15 protein-coding genes are annotated in these 16,882 nt (G+C 70.9%); 6 read left to right on the plus strand and 9 right to left on the minus strand.

The genetic code is table 11. The annotated features are described in order from the left end of the window. Positions 1-11: 11 nt before the first annotated feature. The 9 genes from Pka01_RS02455 to lepB form a co-directional block, all read right to left on the minus strand. Positions 12-560: a hypothetical protein gene (locus tag Pka01_RS02455; RefSeq protein ID WP_203880838.1), complete on the minus strand. Its 549-nt coding sequence runs from the start codon at positions 558-560 to the stop codon at positions 12-14. A gap of 100 nt (positions 561-660) precedes the next feature. Next, entirely contained in the window at positions 661-1,863 is a 1,203-nt protein-coding gene (locus Pka01_RS02460; RefSeq protein WP_203880839.1) for a vWA domain-containing protein, read from the minus strand. Between the two features lie 63 nt (positions 1,864-1,926). Then, positions 1,927-2,667, minus strand: coding sequence for an SRPBCC family protein (locus Pka01_RS02465; RefSeq protein WP_203880840.1), 741 nt, complete (start codon positions 2,665-2,667; stop codon positions 1,927-1,929). 66 nt (positions 2,668-2,733) lie between these two features. Further along, positions 2,734-3,630 (minus strand): AAA family ATPase, encoded by an 897-nt coding sequence (locus Pka01_RS02470; protein WP_203880841.1) that lies wholly within the window; start codon positions 3,628-3,630, stop codon positions 2,734-2,736. Positions 3,631-3,644: 14 nt separating this feature from the next. Then, on the minus strand, positions 3,645-4,532 hold the full coding sequence (locus Pka01_RS02475; protein WP_239114656.1) for an XdhC family protein: 888 nt from the start codon (positions 4,530-4,532) through the stop codon (positions 3,645-3,647). Between the two features lie 39 nt (positions 4,533-4,571). Further along, positions 4,572-6,962, minus strand: a complete 2,391-nt coding sequence (locus Pka01_RS02480; RefSeq protein WP_203880843.1) for an aerobic carbon-monoxide dehydrogenase large subunit — start codon at positions 6,960-6,962, stop codon at positions 4,572-4,574. Continuing rightward, a complete protein-coding gene (locus Pka01_RS02485; protein WP_203880844.1) occupies positions 6,959-7,444 on the minus strand; it encodes a (2Fe-2S)-binding protein in 486 nt (161 codons plus the stop codon). The genes Pka01_RS02480 and Pka01_RS02485 overlap by 4 nt, the downstream gene beginning before the upstream one ends. Position 7,445: 1 nt before the next feature. Then, positions 7,446-8,321, minus strand: a complete 876-nt coding sequence (locus tag Pka01_RS02490; RefSeq protein ID WP_203880845.1) for an FAD binding domain-containing protein — start codon at positions 8,319-8,321, stop codon at positions 7,446-7,448. A 208-nt stretch (positions 8,322-8,529) separates the two neighbouring features. Beyond that, positions 8,530-9,066 (minus strand): signal peptidase I, encoded by a 537-nt coding sequence (gene lepB, locus Pka01_RS02495; protein WP_203880846.1) that lies wholly within the window; start codon positions 9,064-9,066, stop codon positions 8,530-8,532. 79 nt (positions 9,067-9,145) lie between these two features. Here lepB and Pka01_RS02500 point away from each other — a divergent pair, with 79 nt between their 5' ends. From Pka01_RS02500 to Pka01_RS02525, 6 genes are all read left to right on the plus strand, one after another. After that, the gene (locus Pka01_RS02500; RefSeq protein ID WP_239114657.1) at positions 9,146-9,898 is read left to right on the plus strand and encodes an AAA family ATPase; all 753 of its coding nucleotides are present in this window, start codon (positions 9,146-9,148) and stop codon (positions 9,896-9,898) included. A gap of 157 nt (positions 9,899-10,055) precedes the next feature. After that, positions 10,056-11,549 carry an amino acid adenylation domain-containing protein gene (locus tag Pka01_RS02505; RefSeq protein WP_203880847.1) on the plus strand — a complete coding sequence of 498 codons (1,494 nt, stop codon included), beginning with the start codon at positions 10,056-10,058 and terminating at the stop codon, positions 11,547-11,549. Between the two features lie 567 nt (positions 11,550-12,116). Then, complete coding sequence (locus Pka01_RS02510; protein WP_203880848.1) at positions 12,117-12,968, plus strand: IclR family transcriptional regulator; 852 nt, start codon at positions 12,117-12,119, stop codon at positions 12,966-12,968. 12 nt (positions 12,969-12,980) lie between these two features. Further along, positions 12,981-14,390 carry an aldehyde dehydrogenase family protein gene (locus Pka01_RS02515; protein ID WP_203880849.1) on the plus strand — a complete coding sequence of 470 codons (1,410 nt, stop codon included), beginning with the start codon at positions 12,981-12,983 and terminating at the stop codon, positions 14,388-14,390. After that, complete coding sequence (locus Pka01_RS02520) at positions 14,387-15,874, plus strand: sugar ABC transporter ATP-binding protein (RefSeq protein ID WP_203880850.1); 1,488 nt, start codon at positions 14,387-14,389, stop codon at positions 15,872-15,874. Before Pka01_RS02515 ends, Pka01_RS02520 begins: the two co-directional genes overlap by 4 nt. Beyond that, complete coding sequence (locus tag Pka01_RS02525; protein ID WP_203880851.1) at positions 15,871-16,863, plus strand: ABC transporter permease; 993 nt, start codon at positions 15,871-15,873, stop codon at positions 16,861-16,863. Before Pka01_RS02520 ends, Pka01_RS02525 begins: the two co-directional genes overlap by 4 nt. The last annotated feature ends 19 nt before the right edge of the window (positions 16,864-16,882 follow it).

A 16,882-nucleotide genomic window follows, 5' to 3' on the forward strand; every position in this document is an offset into this window, starting at 1 on the left:
GCCGTGGGATTTCAACAGCCGGGGATCCTCCCGGGGTCGTGGCCCCAGGCACCGGTGAGCGCACGCGGGACGGCTGGAGGGGCCGGCTCGCACACGCGTGCGTCATGGCCGCCCTGGAATTCCCACGGGCCGTCGCCTTTCTGCCTCCAGAAATACAACTGGTCGATGGACGCGACGACATAGCGCATGTCGGTTTCTGGAGTTCCGCCATAGACCACCCCGTAATAGATCGTGCCGCTCGTGGCCACGTTCATGGCTCCCTTCGCGGGTCCGGAGGGGTCGACGACCGCCCGTGCGGCGGCGCTCAGCTGGTCGCGGGTCTCTCGGTCGATGGGAAGCGGGATCGCGGTCCCCGCGGGGAAACGCTGTTCCTCAGACTCCTCCTCGTCCGGCTCCTCCTGCGCGGCCGTCGCGGAGGGCGGGGCGGAGAAGGTCGCCGCATCATCGACGAGCGCCCGGCCCGGGGACGGGAGATAGACGGCCAGCGTGAAGACGACCACGGCGCCGATCGCGGCGACCAGGCCTGCCAGCGCGACGCGAACCGAGAAGGAGCGGTGCATGAACGACATCTAGCACGATCAAGGTGTGCCCGAGAGGCGGGGGTGTCCACCCGGCGGCGCGCCCATGGCCGTGGCGTCGCGAGCGGCGACCCAGCGGCTCTCACCGGATCCGGGACACCTCGTCGATCACCTGCCGCAACGACCGGAAGGTGTCGGCGGGCAGCAGCCGGTCGCAGTACGGCAGGGCGGCGGCCATGCCCGCGACCTTCGGTTCGAAGCCCGGAGCGGACGCCCGGGGGTTCATCCAGATCACGCGGTGGGCGCGCCGGCGCAGCCGGGCCATCCCGGCCGCGAGAGACTCCGGCTCGTCGCTGTCCCATCCGTCCGAGCCGATGATCACGATGGCACCGCGCAGCTTGCCCCCGTGGTGGGAGCCCAGCAGCGCGTGGACGTTCGCGGCGATCCGCGTCCCCCCGAACCGGTCGGCGACCTTCTCCGTGGCCTGCTCGACGGCCACGGCCGCCGACCTGTGCGTCAGCACCGGGGTCAGGCGCGTGAGCGACGTCGCGAACGCGAACACCTCCGCGCCCGCGACCAGCGCGAGGGCCCGCATCATGTGGAGGTAGCCCGCCGCCTGCGCCTGCATCGACTGGCTGACGTCGCACAACATGACCACCCGCCGCGGTTTGTCGACGGGCCGCTCCCGCACCAGGTGGAACGGCTCCCATCCGGTACGGCGGGACCGCTCGGCCGTGGCACGCACCGAGACGCGGCGCCCTCGAGGACCAGCCGCCAGCCGACGGCTGCGCCTGGTGGGCCAGTCCGCGACGGCAGCCCGCAGCCACTCGCCGAGAGCCTCCGCCGCCTGATCGTCGAGCTGCTCGAACGGCACGTCGGCGAGCCCCTCGGCGTCGCTGGGGAGCCGCTCGGGGACGGCCTGGGCGGTGAAGGCCGTCTCGGCCTCGGCGACCGCCGGAGGCAACGTCACCCACGGCAGCCCGCCCCCGCCTTCGGTCGCGGCGGACGGCGCAGGAAGAGGGGCGAAGGCGTCGTCGCCGTGAGGTTCGGGGGTCCTGCGCCGCCGCGCGTTCGGGTCGAGCGCGGCGACCACCCCGCCGAAGACGGCCGCGAACACGGCGTCGAACGCCTCCACCTCCGTGTGCCGCCGGACGAACGTGATACGCGCAGTCCAGTACAGCTGCGACATCGAGGACGGCGGGGAGACCTCCAGCGCGCGGACGAAGTCCTCCGTCGCCGTGAAACCCGCCGGGACTCCCCGCTGCCGGAGCCGGTCCGCCAGCGCGACGGCGAGCGCCGCGCGGTCGACGCCGGGCAGCAGGGTGGCCGGCCGGTCAGCGGGCATGGCGCGCAGGCTCGCGTGCCGCCCCCATCGCGGCGCCGTACGGCACGGGCGCCCCCGGCGGGTTCACGAGACGAGAAGGTAGACGGCGACGACCACGACGACGATGAGCACCACGAGCACGGGGATCGCCCGCTTGTAGAGCGACCCGCCCGCCACGCTCATCATGTCGAGCGGTTCGGGTTCCGGCGCGACGACCCGCCTGACGGCGGGCTCGGGCTCCGCGGCGGCCGGGGCCGCAACGGTGTCAGCCGTCACGGGGGCCGGGGCGGCGGTCGCGCCCGTTCCTTCCGGCGTCTCGGCCGGGGCGGCGAGCGGCGTGGCCGTACCCTCGGAAACCGGCGGTGCGCCGGCCACGGAGGAGTCGGTGGCCAGCTTCTCCTCCAGGCGCTCGACGAACTGGCCGAGCAGCTTCTGCGACACCTCCTTGATCATGCCGCTGCCGAACTGGGCGATCCTGCCGGAGATCTTCAGGTCCGTGTCGACGGTGACGACCGTCCGGTCGCCGTCGGACGTGAGCTGGGCGGTGATGATCGCGGCCGCCGTGCCCGCCCCCCGCGAGTCGCGCCCCTTGGCGTCGATCACCGCGTGATGGTTCGCGTCGTCCTTCTCCGCGAAGCGGACGGTTCCGGCGTACTCGGACACGACCGGGCCGACCTTCACCTTCACCTTGCCGGAGTAGACCCCGCCGTCCACACCGGTCAGCTGGGCTCCCGGCATGCAGGGCGCGACGGCCTCGAGGTCGGTGAGCACCGCCCACGCCCGCTCGACCGGAACGCTGACGGTGAAGTCATGGGTGATCTTCATGGGCTCTTTCTCCCTGTGCGTTCTCCCGACGTGCTTCTCCGGCCGCGTCCTCCCCGGTTCTGCCGCTCAGGCGGTCGCGCCACGGGCGCCTCCCACCAGCCGGTCGAGGGCGCCGAGGATCGTCTCCCGGTCGTCCGGCGTCTTGGCGACGGCGCTGAGCGTCCGGACGACGTCCTCCCGGACGAGTTCGGTCGCCCCGAGCGCGGACAGGGCCGAGACCCAGTCGATGGCCTCCGCCATGCCCGGCGCCTTGTCGAGGTCGTGGCCGCGTACCCGTCCCACGAACTGTGCGGCCGACCTGATCAGCGGCTCGTTCGCGGCGGGCACGGAACGCCGGAGTATCTCCACCGTCCGCTCGGCCGAAGGGAAGTCGATCCAGTGGTACAGGCAGCGCCGCCGGAGCGCGTCATGCAGGTCCCTGCTGCGGTTGGACGTCAGGACGACGATCGGCGGACGCTTCGCGGCGAACGTGCCGAGCTCGGGGATCGTGATCGCTGACTCACCGAGGAACTCGAACAGCAGCGCCTCGAACTCGTCGTCGGCCCGGTCGATCTCGTCGATGAGCAGCACCGGCGGAACCGGCCCGTCATGCCTGACCGCCCGCAGGATCGGCCGCTCCTGCAGGAACTCGGCGGTGAACAGGTCGGCGTCCGTGAGCCTGTCCTGCCGCGACTCCGCGAGCCGGATGGCGAGCAGCTGGCGCTGGTGGTTCCACTCGTAGAGCGCCTCGCTGACCGTCAGCCCCTCGTAGCACTGCAGCCGGATCAACGGCGTGCCGAGGGCGTGGGCCAGCGCCTTGGCCGCCGTCGTCTTCCCCACGCCCGGCTCGCCCTCGAGCAGGAGCGGCTTGCCGAGGCTGAGCGCGAGGAACAGGGCCGACGCCGTGCCCTCGTCGACGAGGTAGCCGACCTCGTCGAGCCGCCGCCTGATGTCGGCGGTGTCGCTGACGACGCGATCCCCCACCGCCCCCACCGCCCCTACCGCCCGCCGCCGGACGCGTACCGGTCGCGGCAGCCGGTACCGCAGAACCACACGTGCTCGCCGTCGGCGACGAGGTGCGGCGTGCCGGCGGCCACGGTGACCGTCATGCCGCAGACCGGATCGGCCACCTGCGTGCCGTACGCCGGTTCGGCGGCCGGCGTCTCGGCCTGACCGCTCGTGGGAGCGGGGACGAGTCCCTGCGTGCGGACGGCGGCGACGATCTCCGCCAGGACCGACAGCGCGATCTCCTGCGCCGTCCGAGCGCCGATCCTGAGGCCGGCGGGCGTGTGAACCCGCCGGCGCTCGGCCTCGCTCAGCCCCATCTCCGCGAGCACGGCCGCGCCACGCCTGGTGCTGGCCACCAGCCCGACGAAGCCGACGCCCGCGTCCAGGGCCGCGCGGACCGCCGGGATCTCGTCGCGCCCGTGGCTCGACACCACGACCGCGGTCGCGCCCGCGGGTCCCCGCTCATCCCGGGTCCGCCGTACGGAGAAGTCCATCGCGTGCGCGAGCCCGGCGAGCGCCTCCGCGATGGGCGAGTCCCCGACGATCCAGAGCACCGGCGGCGGCAACTGCGGCTGGAGGAAGATCTCCAGAGCGCCTCCGGACAGGCAGGGGTTCACCACGATCCGGGCGCCCGGAGATTCGGGAAAATCCAGATCGTCCTCGGGAAGCACCCTGAGCAGCACGGACCGTCCGTCCTGGAGCGCGCCGAGAGCCGCCGTGCGCACGGAACTCTCGGCGCACTGGCCGCCGACGAACCCCTCGATGGAGCCGTCGGGCAGGACGATCGCGTCGTCGCCCGCGTTCACGGCCGTCGGGAACTGGGCGCGGACCACGACCGCGTGGACGAAGGGAACCCGGTCGTCGGACAGTTCCTTCATCCGTGCAGAAATGGTGGGGGCCATCGATGCTCCGCCCGGTCAGATCGGCGGCCGCGGCACGCCGCGCATGGCGTCCCACACCCGGGAGGGGGTGAGCGGCATGTCGGCGTGGCGGACGCCGAAGGGTTTGAGCGCGTCGACGACCGCGTTGACGATCGCCGGCGGGGAGCCGACGGTGGCCGACTCCCCGACGCCCTTCGCGCCGATCGGGTGATGCGGTGAAGGCGTCACGGTGAAGCCGGTCTCCCAGTCGGGCACCTCGAGCGCGGTCGGGATGAGGTAGTCCATCAGGGATCCGCCCAGGCAGTTGCCGTCCTCGTCGAAGGCGATCATCTCCATGAGCGCCATGCCCACGCCGTCGGTGAGGCCGCGGTGCACCTGCCCCTCGATGATCATCGGGTTGATGCGGGTGCCGCAGTCGTCCACCGCGACGAACCGGCGTACCTTCACCTGGGCCGTGCCGGGATCGATGTCGACGACGCAGATGTAGGCCCCGTGCGGGTAGGTGAGGTTCTCCGGGTTGTAGCAGATCTGCGCCTCGAGCCCGCCCTCGATCCCTTCTGGCAGGTCGCCCGCGCCGTGCGCCCGCATCGCGATGTCCTGGATGGTGACGGACTTGCCCGGGTCGCCCTTGACGTGGAAGGCGCCCTTCACCCACTCGAGGTCGGCGACCGACACCTCCAGCATGCCGGAGGCGATGATCCGCGCCTTGTCGCGCACCTTGCGCGCGACCAGGGCGGCCGCGGCGCCAGACACCGGGGTGGACCGGCTGCCGTAGGTGCCGAGGCCGAACGGCGTCTGGTCGGTGTCGCCGTGCACGACGTCGATGTCGGCGGGCGGGATGCCGATCTCCTCCGCGACGATCTGCGCGAACGTCGTCTCGTGCCCCTGGCCCTGCGACTGCACCGAGAGCCGGACGACGGCCTTGCCCGTCGGATGCACCCGAAGTTCGCACCCGTCGGCCATGCCGAGACCCAGGATGTCCATGTCCTTGCGGGGACCGGCGCCCACCGCCTCGGTGAAGAACGAGACGCCGATGCCCATCAGCTCGCCGCGGGCACGCCGCTCGGCCTGCTCCCTGCGCAGCTCGTCGTAGCCGGCGAGCTCCAGCGCCTTGCGCATGGTCGGCTCGTAGTCGCCCGAGTCGTACACCCACCCGGTCTTGGTCCGGTACGGGAACTGGTCGGGCTGGATGAAGTTCCTCATGCGCAGCTCGACCGGGTCCATCTCGAGCTCGTACGCCAGGCAGTCGACGATGCGCTCGATGAGGTAGACGGCCTCGGTGATGCGGAACGAGCACGCGTAGGCCACGCCGCCCGGCGCCTTGTTGGTGTAGACGGCCGTCATCTTGCAGTACGCGGCCTGCAGGTCGTAGCTGCCGGTGAAGACGCCGAAGAACCCGGCGGGGTACTTGACCGGCGCGGCGACCCCGTTGAACGCGCCGTGGTCCGCGAGCACGTTGGTGCGGACCGCGAGGATCTTCCCGTCCCTGGTGGCCGCGATCTCGCCGCGCATGATGTAGTCGCGGGCGAAACCCGTGCTCGTGAGGTTCTCCGAGCGGTCCTCCATCCACTTCACCGGCTTGCCCGTGACGATCGATCCGACGATCGCGCAGACGTACCCGGGATAGATCGGGACCTTGCCGCCGAAGCCTCCGCCGATGTCGGGGGAGATGACCCTGATCTTGTGCTCGGGCAGCCCGGCGACGATCGCGTACAACGTCCGGTGGGCGTGGGGCGCCTGGCTCGTGGACCACAACGTCAGCCGGCTGTCGATGCGGTCGTAGTCGGCGACGCAGCCGCACGTCTCCATAGGGGCGGGATGCACACGGGGGTAGACGATGTCCTCGCTGACGACGACGTCCGCGCTCGCGAACACCGCCTCCGTTGCCGCCTCGTCGCCGGTCTCCCAGTCGAAGATGTGGTTGTTCTGCTTCCCGTCCAGGTCGTCGCGGATGACGGGGGCGCTCGGGTCGAGGGCCATGCGGACGTCGATCACCGGGTCGAGCAGGTCGTACTCGACGTCGATCAGCTCGAGCGCGTCGCGTGCCGCGTAGCGGTCCTCCGCCACCACGAACGCGACCTCCTGGCCCTGGAAGCGCACCTTGTCCGTCGCGAGCACCGACTGCACGTCGCCCGACAACGTGGGCATCCAGGCGAGCCCCAGCCCCGTCAGCGCGGCTCCGGTGACCACCGCCTTGACCTTCGGATGCGCCTCGGCCGCGCTGGTGTCGATGCTCACGATCCTCGCGTGCGCGACGGGAGAGCGCAGGATCGCGCAGTGCAGCATGCCGGGCAGTTGCACGTCGTCGACGTAGTTGCCCTTGCCGCGGATGAACCTCGGGTCCTCCTTGCGCAGCATCCGGCCGTGGCCGATCGGCTTGTGGTCGTTGTTCTCGAATCCGGCCGGCCGTTCGTCGGTGGTGGTCATGAGGCACCTCCGGCGGGTGTGCTCGCCTCGTGCGCGGCGGCCCATTTCACCGAGCGGACGATGGTGGCGTAGCCGGTGCACCGGCAGATCTGCCCGGAGATCGCCTCGCGGATCTCCTCTTCCGACGGGTCCGGGTTGCGGTCGAGCAGGGCCCGGGCCGTCATCATCATGCCGGGGGTGCAGAATCCGCACTGCAGGCCGTGGCACTCCATGAAGCCGCGCTGCACCGGATCGAGCTCACCTCCCTGTTCGAGGTCCTCGACCGTGCGCACCTCGTGGCCGCCGGCCATCGCGGCGAGCACGGTGCACGACTTGACCGGCTCTCCGTCGAGCCACACCACGCAGGTGCCGCAGTTGCTCGTGTCGCACCCCCAGTGGGTGCCCGTCAGGCCGAGGTGGTCGCGCAGGAAGTGCACCAGGAGCAGCCTGCCCTCGATCTCCCTGGTGACTTCCTCGCCGTTTACGATCATGGAGACCTGCATGTCAGTCCCTCTCGTTGATCCGGGCGACGGACCGGCGCAGCGCGCGCCTGGTGAGTTCCCTGGCGAGGTGGCGCTTGTAGTCGGCGCTGCCGCGCATGTCGGTGACCGGACTGCAGGCCTCGGCGGCCAGCGTGCCCGCGTGTTCGTAGAGCTCCTCCGACGGTTCCCTGCCGCGCAGGGCGTCCGACACCGCCGGCAGCCCCGTCGTGTTCGGCCCGACCGCCGCGAGCCCCACCCGCGCGTCGGCGATCACCCCGCCGTCGAGCCACACGGCGGCTCCGGCGGACACGATCGCCCAGTCACCCGCCCGCCGCTCGACCTTCTCGTACGCGCTGGACCCGCCGGGCCGTACCGGGATGCGGATCTCGACGAGCATCTCGGCGTCCTCGACGGCGGTCTCGTAGGGCCCGCGGTAGAACTCCTCCATCGTCACGACCCGCTCCCCCGCTCCGCCCCGGATGACGCAGCTCGCCCCGAGGGTGGTGCAGACGGCCGACAGGTCCTCGGACGGATCGGCCTGGCACAGGGAGCCGCCCAGGGTGCCGCGGTTGCGGACGACGGGGTCGGCGATGACGCGCTCGGCGTCGCGGAAGACGGGGAACACCTCGGCGAGTTCGCCGGACTCGAGCAGTTCCCTGTGCCGGGTCATCGCCCCGATGCGGACCTCGGTCTGCTCCACCCGGATGTAGCCGAGTTCGCCGTGGAGGTCGTTGATGTCGATCAGGTACTCCGGGCTCGCCAGCCGGAGCTTCATCATGGGGAGCAGGCTGTGGCCGCCCGCGACGATGCGGGCGGAGCCTCCCAGCCGCTCCAGCAGGCCGATCGCGTGATCGACGCTGGTCGCGCGCTCGTATTCCACCGGCGCGGGAACCTGCATGGCGGACCCCCTTGGCTTGTGGGTGGTCGGCCAAGTGGACCCCCGCGCGGCAGTGCTGTCAACGGCCACCTAAGGATTCACTTAATCCGGTGCGAACCCCCGATTCGCCGGTCGATCCGTCCGGGCCCCGGCGGCGTCACGGCATTCGCACGGGCGTCCGTCACGCACGTCGATCGAGACCGGCGTTGCGATCACTTTCGCGTAGGCGTCATCCCGCCTGGTCGGGCACGTCGACCACGCCCACGACGTACGACAGCGGGATCGTGCCCTTGTCCGCGTCGGTCGAGTGGGCGCGGGAATCCATGGCGAAGTCGCGGTTGTCCCCCATGATCCACACATGCCCGGGCGGCACGGTGAGGTCGAACTCGACGGCGGACGCCTTCGCCGACGCGATGTACGGCTCGTCGAGCGGCCTGCCGTCCAGAGCGATGTGCCCGGCGTCGTCGCAGCACCGCACGTCGACGCCCGGCGTGCCGATGACCCGGGCGATGTACGTCTTACCCGGCGTGGCGACCGCCCAGGACGGCGGTGCCTTGTACACGACGACGTCCCCCTCGTGGGGTGTGTAGTCGCCGTCGCTCAGACTGGCCACGACACGGTCGCCAGTTTTGATCGTCGGCTCCATCGAGATGCCGGGGACGTCGAACTCCTCCCGTCCCGTCAGCCGGTAGGCGACGCCGCACCCGGAGGCGGATACGACTGTCAGCGCCGTAAGGAGGAGGACGGACAATCTGCGAAGGTTCACGCGGGCATTATCGAGGTCCGGGCGACCCAGGGCCTGTTGATCAGGAGAAGCCGGTCGCGGCCTGGCTATCCTCGTGACGGTGAAGGGCGCCGGATTCATCCGCGACATCCGCGTGGACACACGGCGGATCCACACGGGGTACCCCTTCAACCTGCCCGTCGTCGCATGGCTGGCCCGATCTCCCGGCCTCGACCTCGCACCCGCCGTCACCTTCCTCGTCGGTGAGAACGGCTCCGGCAAGTCGACGCTCATCGAGGCCGTCGCCGTGGCCTGCGGCTTCAACGCGGAGGGCGGCTCGCAGTCATTCCAGTTCGCGACGCGCGCCAGCGAATCGGCGCTCGCCGATCATCTCGTCGTGGGATGGGGGTTGAAGAAGCCCAGAACCGGATTCTTCCTGCGTGCCGAGTCGTACTACAACGTCGCAACGGAGATCGAGCGCCTCGACGAGATCGGACCGGCGCCGCTGCTTCCTGCGTACGGCGGCGTCTCCCCCCACGAGCGCTCCCACGGGGAGTCGTTCCTCGACTTGATCACTCACCGCTTCGGACCGCAGGGCCTGTACATCCTCGACGAACCCGAGGCCGCGCTCTCGGTGCGGGGCTGCATGGCCGTGCTCGCGCGGATCGCGGACCTGGTCCGGCAGGGCTCCCAGTTCGTCATCGCCACGCATTCGCCGATCCTGCTCGCCCTGCCCGGCGCCACAATCCTGCAGCTGGACGGTGACGGCGTCGCCTCCGTCGCCTACGACGACGCGCTTCCCGTCACCCTGACACGCGAGTTCCTGACCTCTCCCGAGCGCTACCTTCGTCACCTGCTCGCCGAGGACGTCTGACCGGGGGTTGCAAGGGCGGCGGCCGCCCGGTCATCATGGTCGACATGATGATCTACGGGAAGGGCGGCCACCGCCCCAGCCGGTGATGCCCGGCACGTGGAAGCTGGATGTCGGTCCCGTCGGCGACCGCCCCACCTTCCTCGCTCATGCGAACGCGATGTCCCGCACGTACGGTCCCGGCCCCTGGCCGGACGAGGCCCATCGGCTGCCCGACGAGCAGCCCCGCACCGATCCCGGAACCGTGCACATCCCCAGCGTGGTGATGGACGGCATCAGGACCCACCACTTCGCGCGGGGGAACGATCCCGGCGGCGTGACGGCGATGGCCGATCTGATCGAGGCCCTGGTGACGGCGGATCCGGAACCCGACGACCTGGTCCGCCTCCACGACCTGGCGGCGGAGCACTCCGCTCTCTCGGTCGCCGACGACCTCGTCGACGAGCTCCTAAGACGCAAACCGCCCGCTCGCCGGGTCCACGCGGTCGGTCGATACCTGGCGGAACGCGGCACGAGGCGTGAGGCCGTGAAGATCGGCCTTGTCCTCGTGGGCGCGTGCGGCGGGGAGCAGGACCGGGACCTGCTCCTGCTGCTCGGCACGTTGGAGGAACTGACCCTGTTCGCGGTGGTCGCGCTCATGCGCACGCAACCCGACGGGCGGCGCGCCGTCTACGGGCTGGCCCGCCGGGTGACGGCCTGGGGACGGATCCACGCGGTCGAACGGCTCAAGGGATTCGACGACCCGGAGGTCAAGGACTGGCTCCTGCGCGAAGGATTCCGAAACGGGATCATGAACGAGTACCTCGCGCACATCGCGGCCACGACAGGCGACCTTCGTTCGGCGCTCGCACGACCGGACGTGGACGACGCGCTCCTGGCCGGCGCGGGCGGCATCCTGAGCGGCCTGGCGCTCGGCGGACCGGCCGAGGACATGACGGACTACGCCGACGCCGTACCGGTGCTGCACCGGTACGCGGAACTCGCCGCCGCGCGCCCGCCGGAACTCGGCCGCCTCACCGCTCTGCTCCATGTCACGGCCTTCCTGGTCAGCCCCCTGGGCGAGCCGGACTGGCCGGACGGGACACGCGACCGGCTTCGCGAGCGTTACGAGGCGCTCGTGGCCGAGCCGCGATGGCGCGAACTCGTCCTCACCCATCTCGCGGACCCCGACCAGGAGAACTTCACGGCCGGGCTGTGGCCGGCGACCCGGCTGGCGCTGCCGGTCACCGAGCAGGTCATCGCCTATCTGCGGCGGGACCCGCTCGACTCCTACGCCTGGATGACGCTCGCCGAGGCCTGTACGGCCGAGGACACCGAGCGGATGACACGGCTCGCCGAGGATCTCCTTCCGCTGGAACGGCTCACCGGCGAACCGGTGGACGGTCTGCTCTCGGGTCCCGACTACGCGCTGGACAGTGCCCTGGAGTCGGTGGTCGACCGGTTGGCCGGGGTTCCCGGTTCCGGGCTCTCGCTGATCGGCACCGCCCTGTCCGCCAGGGGCCTGCGCTCCCGACGCGCGGCGCTCAGGTCGTTGGCCAGGTGGCCCGCGGAAGCCGTACCGGAAGAGGCGGTCGACTGGGTTCTGGCGGCGGCCATGGCGGAACCCAGCGAGGACCTGCGCCAGGAGATGGCCGACTTCGTCAGGACGCACTGACACGCATGGGACCGGAGCCCTCCAAACGGGGCTCCGGTCCCCCGGCACCCGACCCGTCCGTGCACGATCACGACTGGTTTCGCCGCAGGTCAGGGCGTTATTTGCGAGAGTGCGCGTGATCACGGCAAGGGGACGGCCTGGTCGGAGGCGCGCCCGCGAACCCGTGCATGATCACGGCGAGGGGGGGCTGTGCGTGATCACGGCGAGGGGGGCTGTGCGTGATCACAGTCCCGGGGTTGTTTTCCCTCGCAGGGGCCGGACGGCAAATACACAATTTCGCGATTAATGCGCTTAAGACACAGAGCGGCGGAGCGCCGACGAGACGACGCGCCGGATAATAGAACGTACATATTGACATAATTCAGTCGGATGGAGAAATTCGCCGGCGCGGCAACTCCGCCCGTCCGTCATACCGCGGCGAACTCACGTCACCCCAGGTCACCCTGCCCGTACGGACATCCCCCGCCCACTCGGATGCGCATGCCATCAAAGGGTTGACATGACCAATTTCGGGTGTAACCATCGCAAAATATTCCAGATATATGAAAATGGATTCGAGTAACTCGAATGAAGAGCGGGCGTAAATCATCGAGCGTCGACAAGGCATTCGAGCTCATCAATGCCGTGTCGAAGGCCGGTCAGACCGGCGTCTCCCTCGGGGAGCTCGCCGGTCACGCGGGCATCGCGGTCAGCACGGCGCACAGATACGTGACGTCGCTGCTCGAACTGGGCGTGCTCGACCGTGACGCGTCAGGGTCGTACCACCTCGGCGTCACCCTGATCACGCTGGCCGGGCAGTACCTGGAGGAGGACGGCCTGCGCGCGGCGGCCCGGCCGTACCTGTCCGAGCTCGTCGAGCTGAGCGGCGAGACCGTCCATCTGGGTGTGCCGGTGGGCGAACAGATCGTCTACGTCGACAAGGTCGAGAGCGCCAAGTCGGTGCGGCTGGTCTCGCGGATCGGCAGCACGTCGCCGCTGCACAGCACCGCGATGGGCAAGGCCGTCCTGTCTCTCGACGAGCGGCGGGCCGAGGAGATCCTGGCGGGCCCGCTGGACAGGCGGACTGAGAGAACACTCACGGGCGACGCGTTGCGCGCGGAGCTCCGCGTCGTGCGCGAGCGCGGCTACGCGATCGACGACGAGGAGAACGAGGAGGGGGTGCGCTGCGTGGGCCTGCCCATCATGAGCGCCTCGGGCCGGCCCGCCGGCGCCTTCAGCGTCTCCGCTCCCGCCAACAGGTTCAGCCTCGACGACTGCCACCGCCTGGCGCCGACCGCGCTCGCCATGGCGGCCGACATCAGCCGGCGGATCGGCTATGTGGGAGCCGGGCGAGGCAGGCCCGGCGCCCACAGCGGCACCCAGACCGGCGCACGGACCGGCGCAGGAACACGTAACGGACGAGACAACACACGCATCTGAGGAGTCGAACGGATGTCCCTTTCGTCAGCGGGGCCGGCCATCACCGTCCGCAATCCCGGCACAGGCAGAGAACTCGGGGAAGTGGCGGCCATGTCCCCGGAGGCCGTCGCCGGGGTCGTCGACGACGCCCAGGAGGGCCAGCGGGCGATGTCCGCCATGCCCGCCCACGAGCGGGCGGACCTGTTGCGCCGCGTAGCCGACCTCATGGAGGCGGAGCTGGAGGACCTCGCCACGTCGCTCGCCGAGGAGAACGGCAAGCCCCTCCCACAGACCAGGGGCGAGGTCGAGGCGGCGATACGGATCTTCCGGGGGTACGCGGGAGAGGCCACGCGGCTGTTCGGCCGTCAGATCCCGCTCGACGCGGTGCCGGGCCTGGAACGGCACCTCGCGGTGACCGTGCGCGAACCGCTCGGCGTCGTGGCGGCGCTCGTGCCGTTCAACTACCCGGTCGAGCTGTACGCGCACAAGGCGGCCGCGGCCCTCGCCGCCGGGAACGCGGTCGTCGTCCAGCCTCCCGCCCACTGCCCGCTGACGTTGGTCAGGGTGGCTGAGCTCGTGACGCGGGCGGGCGCGCCGCCGTACGCCCACCAGCTGGTCACCGGGCGGGTCGAGGTGTCGCAGGCGCTGGCCGAGCTGCCCGGGATCGCCGCGGTGAGCCTCACCGGCAGTACCAACGCCGGCCGCGAGATCGCCCGCAGGGCCGCGGGCACGCTCAAGAAGGTCTTCCTCGAGCTGGGCGGCAACGACGCGCTCATCGTGTGCGACGACGCCGACGTCGACGAGGCCGCCCAGGCGGTCGTGCTCGGCAGGCTCGCCCGCGGCAACGGGCAGATCTGCTGCGCCGTCAAGCGGGTCTACGTGCAGGACGGCGTGCACGACGCCTTCGTCGCCTCGCTGCTCGAACGGACGGCCAAGCTCACGGTCGGCGACCAGCTGCTGGAGGCGACGGACGTCGGGCCCCTGATCACCGAGGAGGCGGCCGAGCGGGTGGAGGCGGCCGTGGGCAGGCTCGTGGCGGACGGCGCCCGGCTCGCCGCCGGAGGCACGAGGCGCGGCGCCTTCGTCGACCCCGCCGTGCTGGTCGACGTCCCCGCGCAGAGCCCCGCCTTCGCCGAGGAGATCTTCGGCCCGGTCGCTCCCGTCGCCCGCTTCGCCGACCCCGCTGACGCGGTGCGGATGGCCAACGAGTCGCCGTACGGACTGCACGCCGCCGTCTTCACGCGGGACGTCTCGCGCGCGTTCACACTCGCGAGACGTCTCGACGTCGGCGGGGTGGTCATCAACGGCTCGACCGCGCTGCGGGCGGAGAACCTGCCGTTCGGCGGCACCAAGGACACCGGGGGCCACCGCGAGGGCCTGCACGAGACGGTCCTCGACTTCACCCGGCAGAAGACGGTGCTCGTGATGGAGGCCTTCGGATGACCCTCGAGCTCAGGGGCGTCCGCAAGGACTACGGCGGGGTCGAGGTGCTCCACGGGGTCGACCTCGTGGGACACCCCGGTGAGGTCCTCGCCGTCGTCGGCGCGAACGGGGCCGGCAAGTCCACCCTCATCAAGATCCTCTCCGGGGCTCAGCCGATGAGCGCGGGCGAGATGCTGATGGACGGCGCGACCGTGGACCTGCGCTCCCCGCACGACGCGCACGCCCGCGGCATCCGCACCGTCTACCAGGAGCTGTCGATCGTCCCCGGCCTCTCGGTCACCGAGAACCTCCTGATGGGCAACTTCCCGAGACGGCGCGGCCTCATCGACTGGGCGGCGGCGCACGCCCGCGCCCAGGAACTGCTCGACGGCATCGGGTTCGGCGCGATCGATCCGCGCACCCTCGCCGGGCGGTTGTCGGTGGCCAGGCAGCAGATGGTGGAGATCGCGAAGGCCCTGGTCGCCGAACCCCGGGTGCTGGTGCTCGACGAGCCGTCCGCCGTGCTCGCGGGCAGCGACCTCGAGGCGTTGTTCGCACTCGTCCGGCGGCTCCGCGAGCGCGGAGTCCTGGTGGTCTACGTCTCCCACCGGCTCGCCGAGGTGATGGAGCTCGCCACCTCCATCGTCGTCATGAAGGACGGCCGGGTGATCGAGCGGACCGAGCCCGCGCGGACCAGCGAGACGGAGCTGATCGGCCTCATGGCGGGGCGCCGGCTGGAGCAGGTCTATCCCGAACGCCGTGCGCGGCCGGGTGACGTGCGGCTGAGCGTGCACGGGCTCAGCAGGCGGGGCGAGTTCGAGGACGTCTCCTTCGAACTGCGCGCCGGGGAGATCGTGGGACTGTTCGGCCTGGTCGGCTCGGGCCGCAGCGAGCTGGCCCGCTGCGTCTTCGGCGCCGAGCCCGCGACGTCAGGCCGGGTGCAGGTCTCCGGCGGGGAGGTGCGCTTCCGCGCGCCGTCCGACGCGATCGCGGCCGGACTCGCGCTGGTGACCGAGGACCGCAAGCGCACGGGCCTGGTCGGCGGCATGAGCGTTCTGGACAACATCGGCCTCACCACGATGTACGGCATGCGGCGCGGCCCGCTGATCGACGCGGCGCGGCGGCGCGAGCGGGTCGGCGAGATGATCGACCGGCTGAGCATCCAGCCGGAAGGCTGCGCCTCGATGCGCGTCGCCAACCTCAGCGGCGGCAACCAGCAGAAGGCCGTTCTGGCGAAGTGGCTGCTGGCCGAGCCTCGGGTGCTCATCCTCGACGAGCCGACGCGAGGGGTGGACATGTCCACCCGGATCGCGATCTACCGAATGATCGACGATCTCGCCCGCGGCGGCCTCGCCGTCCTGCTCGTCTCCTCCGACCTCACCGAGGTGCTGGGCGCCACCGACCGGATCCTCGTGATGAACCAGGGCCGCGTCACCGGCGAACTGCGCTCGGACCGGACCACCGAGGACGAGATCCTCGCGCACGCGATTGGACGGGCCGCATGACCGGGCAGCTCACCGAGCCGGCACTCACCCCGACCGAACCTCGAAGGCTCCCCCGGCTGGTCCTCGCCGGACGCGACATCACGGTGGCGACCGCGTTCGTCGCGCTCATCGCCCTGCTCGTCGTGGTGGCCGCGCTGACGGCGGAGACGTTCCTCACCCCGACCAACCTGACCAACCTGCTCAAGCAGATGGTGACGACGGGCCTGCTGTCGTTCGGCATGCTGGTCGTCATCCTCACCGGCGGCATCGACCTGTCCGTCGGATCGATCGTGGCCTTCTCCGGCATCCTCACCGCCGGTCTCGTCTCCGGCCTGCCGATCCCGGTGGCCATGGCGGTGGGCGTCGTGTCGGGCATCGGGTTCGGCCTGATCAACGGCGCGTTGATCGCGAGGTTCGAGCTGGCGCCGTTCGTCGTCACGCTGGCCGCGCTGACGACGATCCGCGGGCTCGCCTTCGTCTACTCCGAGGTGCCCATCGCACCCGAGGACCCCGGGTTCTTCACGCTCGGCTCGGCGACGCTTGGGCCCGTGCCGGTGAGCACCCTGGTCATGCTCGCCGTCTTCGCCGTGGGGGGCGTCTTCCTGACCCGCACTCCCCCTGGCCGATCCATCGTGGCGATCGGCGGCAACGCCGAGACCGTACGGCTGGCCGGCATCAACGTGCGCCGGCACGTGGTGCTGGCCTACACCATCAGCGGCGCGTGCGCCGGGCTGGCGGGCGTGGTCCTGGCCAGCCGGGTGGGCATCGCCCAGCCCAGTGTCGGCGTGGCGTTCGAGCTCGACGCGATCGCCGCCTGCGTCATCGGCGGCGCGAGCCTGGCGGGCGGGCGCGGCTCGGTGCGCGCCACGTTCGGCGGCGTGCTCGTGCTCGTGCTGATCAACAACCTGCTCAACCTGTACGGCGTGCAGAGCTTCTGGCAGCAGGTCCTCAAGGGCCTGATCATCATCGCCGTCATCCTCGTCCAGCGCACCAACCGGGTGCGCTCCTGACAAGTAACCACCAATGGGA

It is taken from the genome of Planotetraspora kaengkrachanensis, assembly GCF_016862895.1.
Taxonomy (GTDB): Bacteria; Actinomycetota; Actinomycetes; order Streptosporangiales; family Streptosporangiaceae; genus Planotetraspora; species Planotetraspora kaengkrachanensis.

What these genes read in the sequence shown, in the direction of transcription:
- Pka01_RS02515 (WP_203880849.1), top strand. Translation starts at nt 12,981, where the DNA reads ATGTCCCTTTCGTCAGCGGGGCCGGCCATCACCGTCCGCAATCCCGGC.
- Pka01_RS02505 (WP_203880847.1), top strand. Translation starts at nt 10,056, where the DNA reads ATGTCCCGCACGTACGGTCCCGGCCCCTGGCCGGACGAGGCCCATCGG.
- Pka01_RS02455 (WP_203880838.1), bottom strand. Translation starts at nt 560, where the DNA reads ATGCACCGCTCCTTCTCGGTTCGCGTCGCGCTGGCAGGCCTGGTCGCC.
- Pka01_RS02460 (WP_203880839.1), bottom strand. Translation starts at nt 1,863, where the DNA reads ATGCCCGCTGACCGGCCGGCCACCCTGCTGCCCGGCGTCGACCGCGCG.
- Pka01_RS02510 (WP_203880848.1), top strand. Translation starts at nt 12,117, where the DNA reads ATGAAGAGCGGGCGTAAATCATCGAGCGTCGACAAGGCATTCGAGCTC.
- Pka01_RS02480 (WP_203880843.1), bottom strand. Translation starts at nt 6,962, where the DNA reads ATGACCACCACCGACGAACGGCCGGCCGGATTCGAGAACAACGACCAC.
- Pka01_RS02520 (WP_203880850.1), top strand. Translation starts at nt 14,387, where the DNA reads ATGACCCTCGAGCTCAGGGGCGTCCGCAAGGACTACGGCGGGGTCGAG.
- Pka01_RS02485 (WP_203880844.1), bottom strand. Translation starts at nt 7,444, where the DNA reads ATGCAGGTCTCCATGATCGTAAACGGCGAGGAAGTCACCAGGGAGATC.
- Pka01_RS02475 (WP_239114656.1), bottom strand. Translation starts at nt 4,532, where the DNA reads ATGAAGGAACTGTCCGACGACCGGGTTCCCTTCGTCCACGCGGTCGTG.
- Pka01_RS02525 (WP_203880851.1), top strand. Translation starts at nt 15,871, where the DNA reads ATGACCGGGCAGCTCACCGAGCCGGCACTCACCCCGACCGAACCTCGA.
- Pka01_RS02490 (WP_203880845.1), bottom strand. Translation starts at nt 8,321, where the DNA reads ATGCAGGTTCCCGCGCCGGTGGAATACGAGCGCGCGACCAGCGTCGAT.
- Pka01_RS02465 (WP_203880840.1), bottom strand. Translation starts at nt 2,667, where the DNA reads ATGAAGATCACCCATGACTTCACCGTCAGCGTTCCGGTCGAGCGGGCG.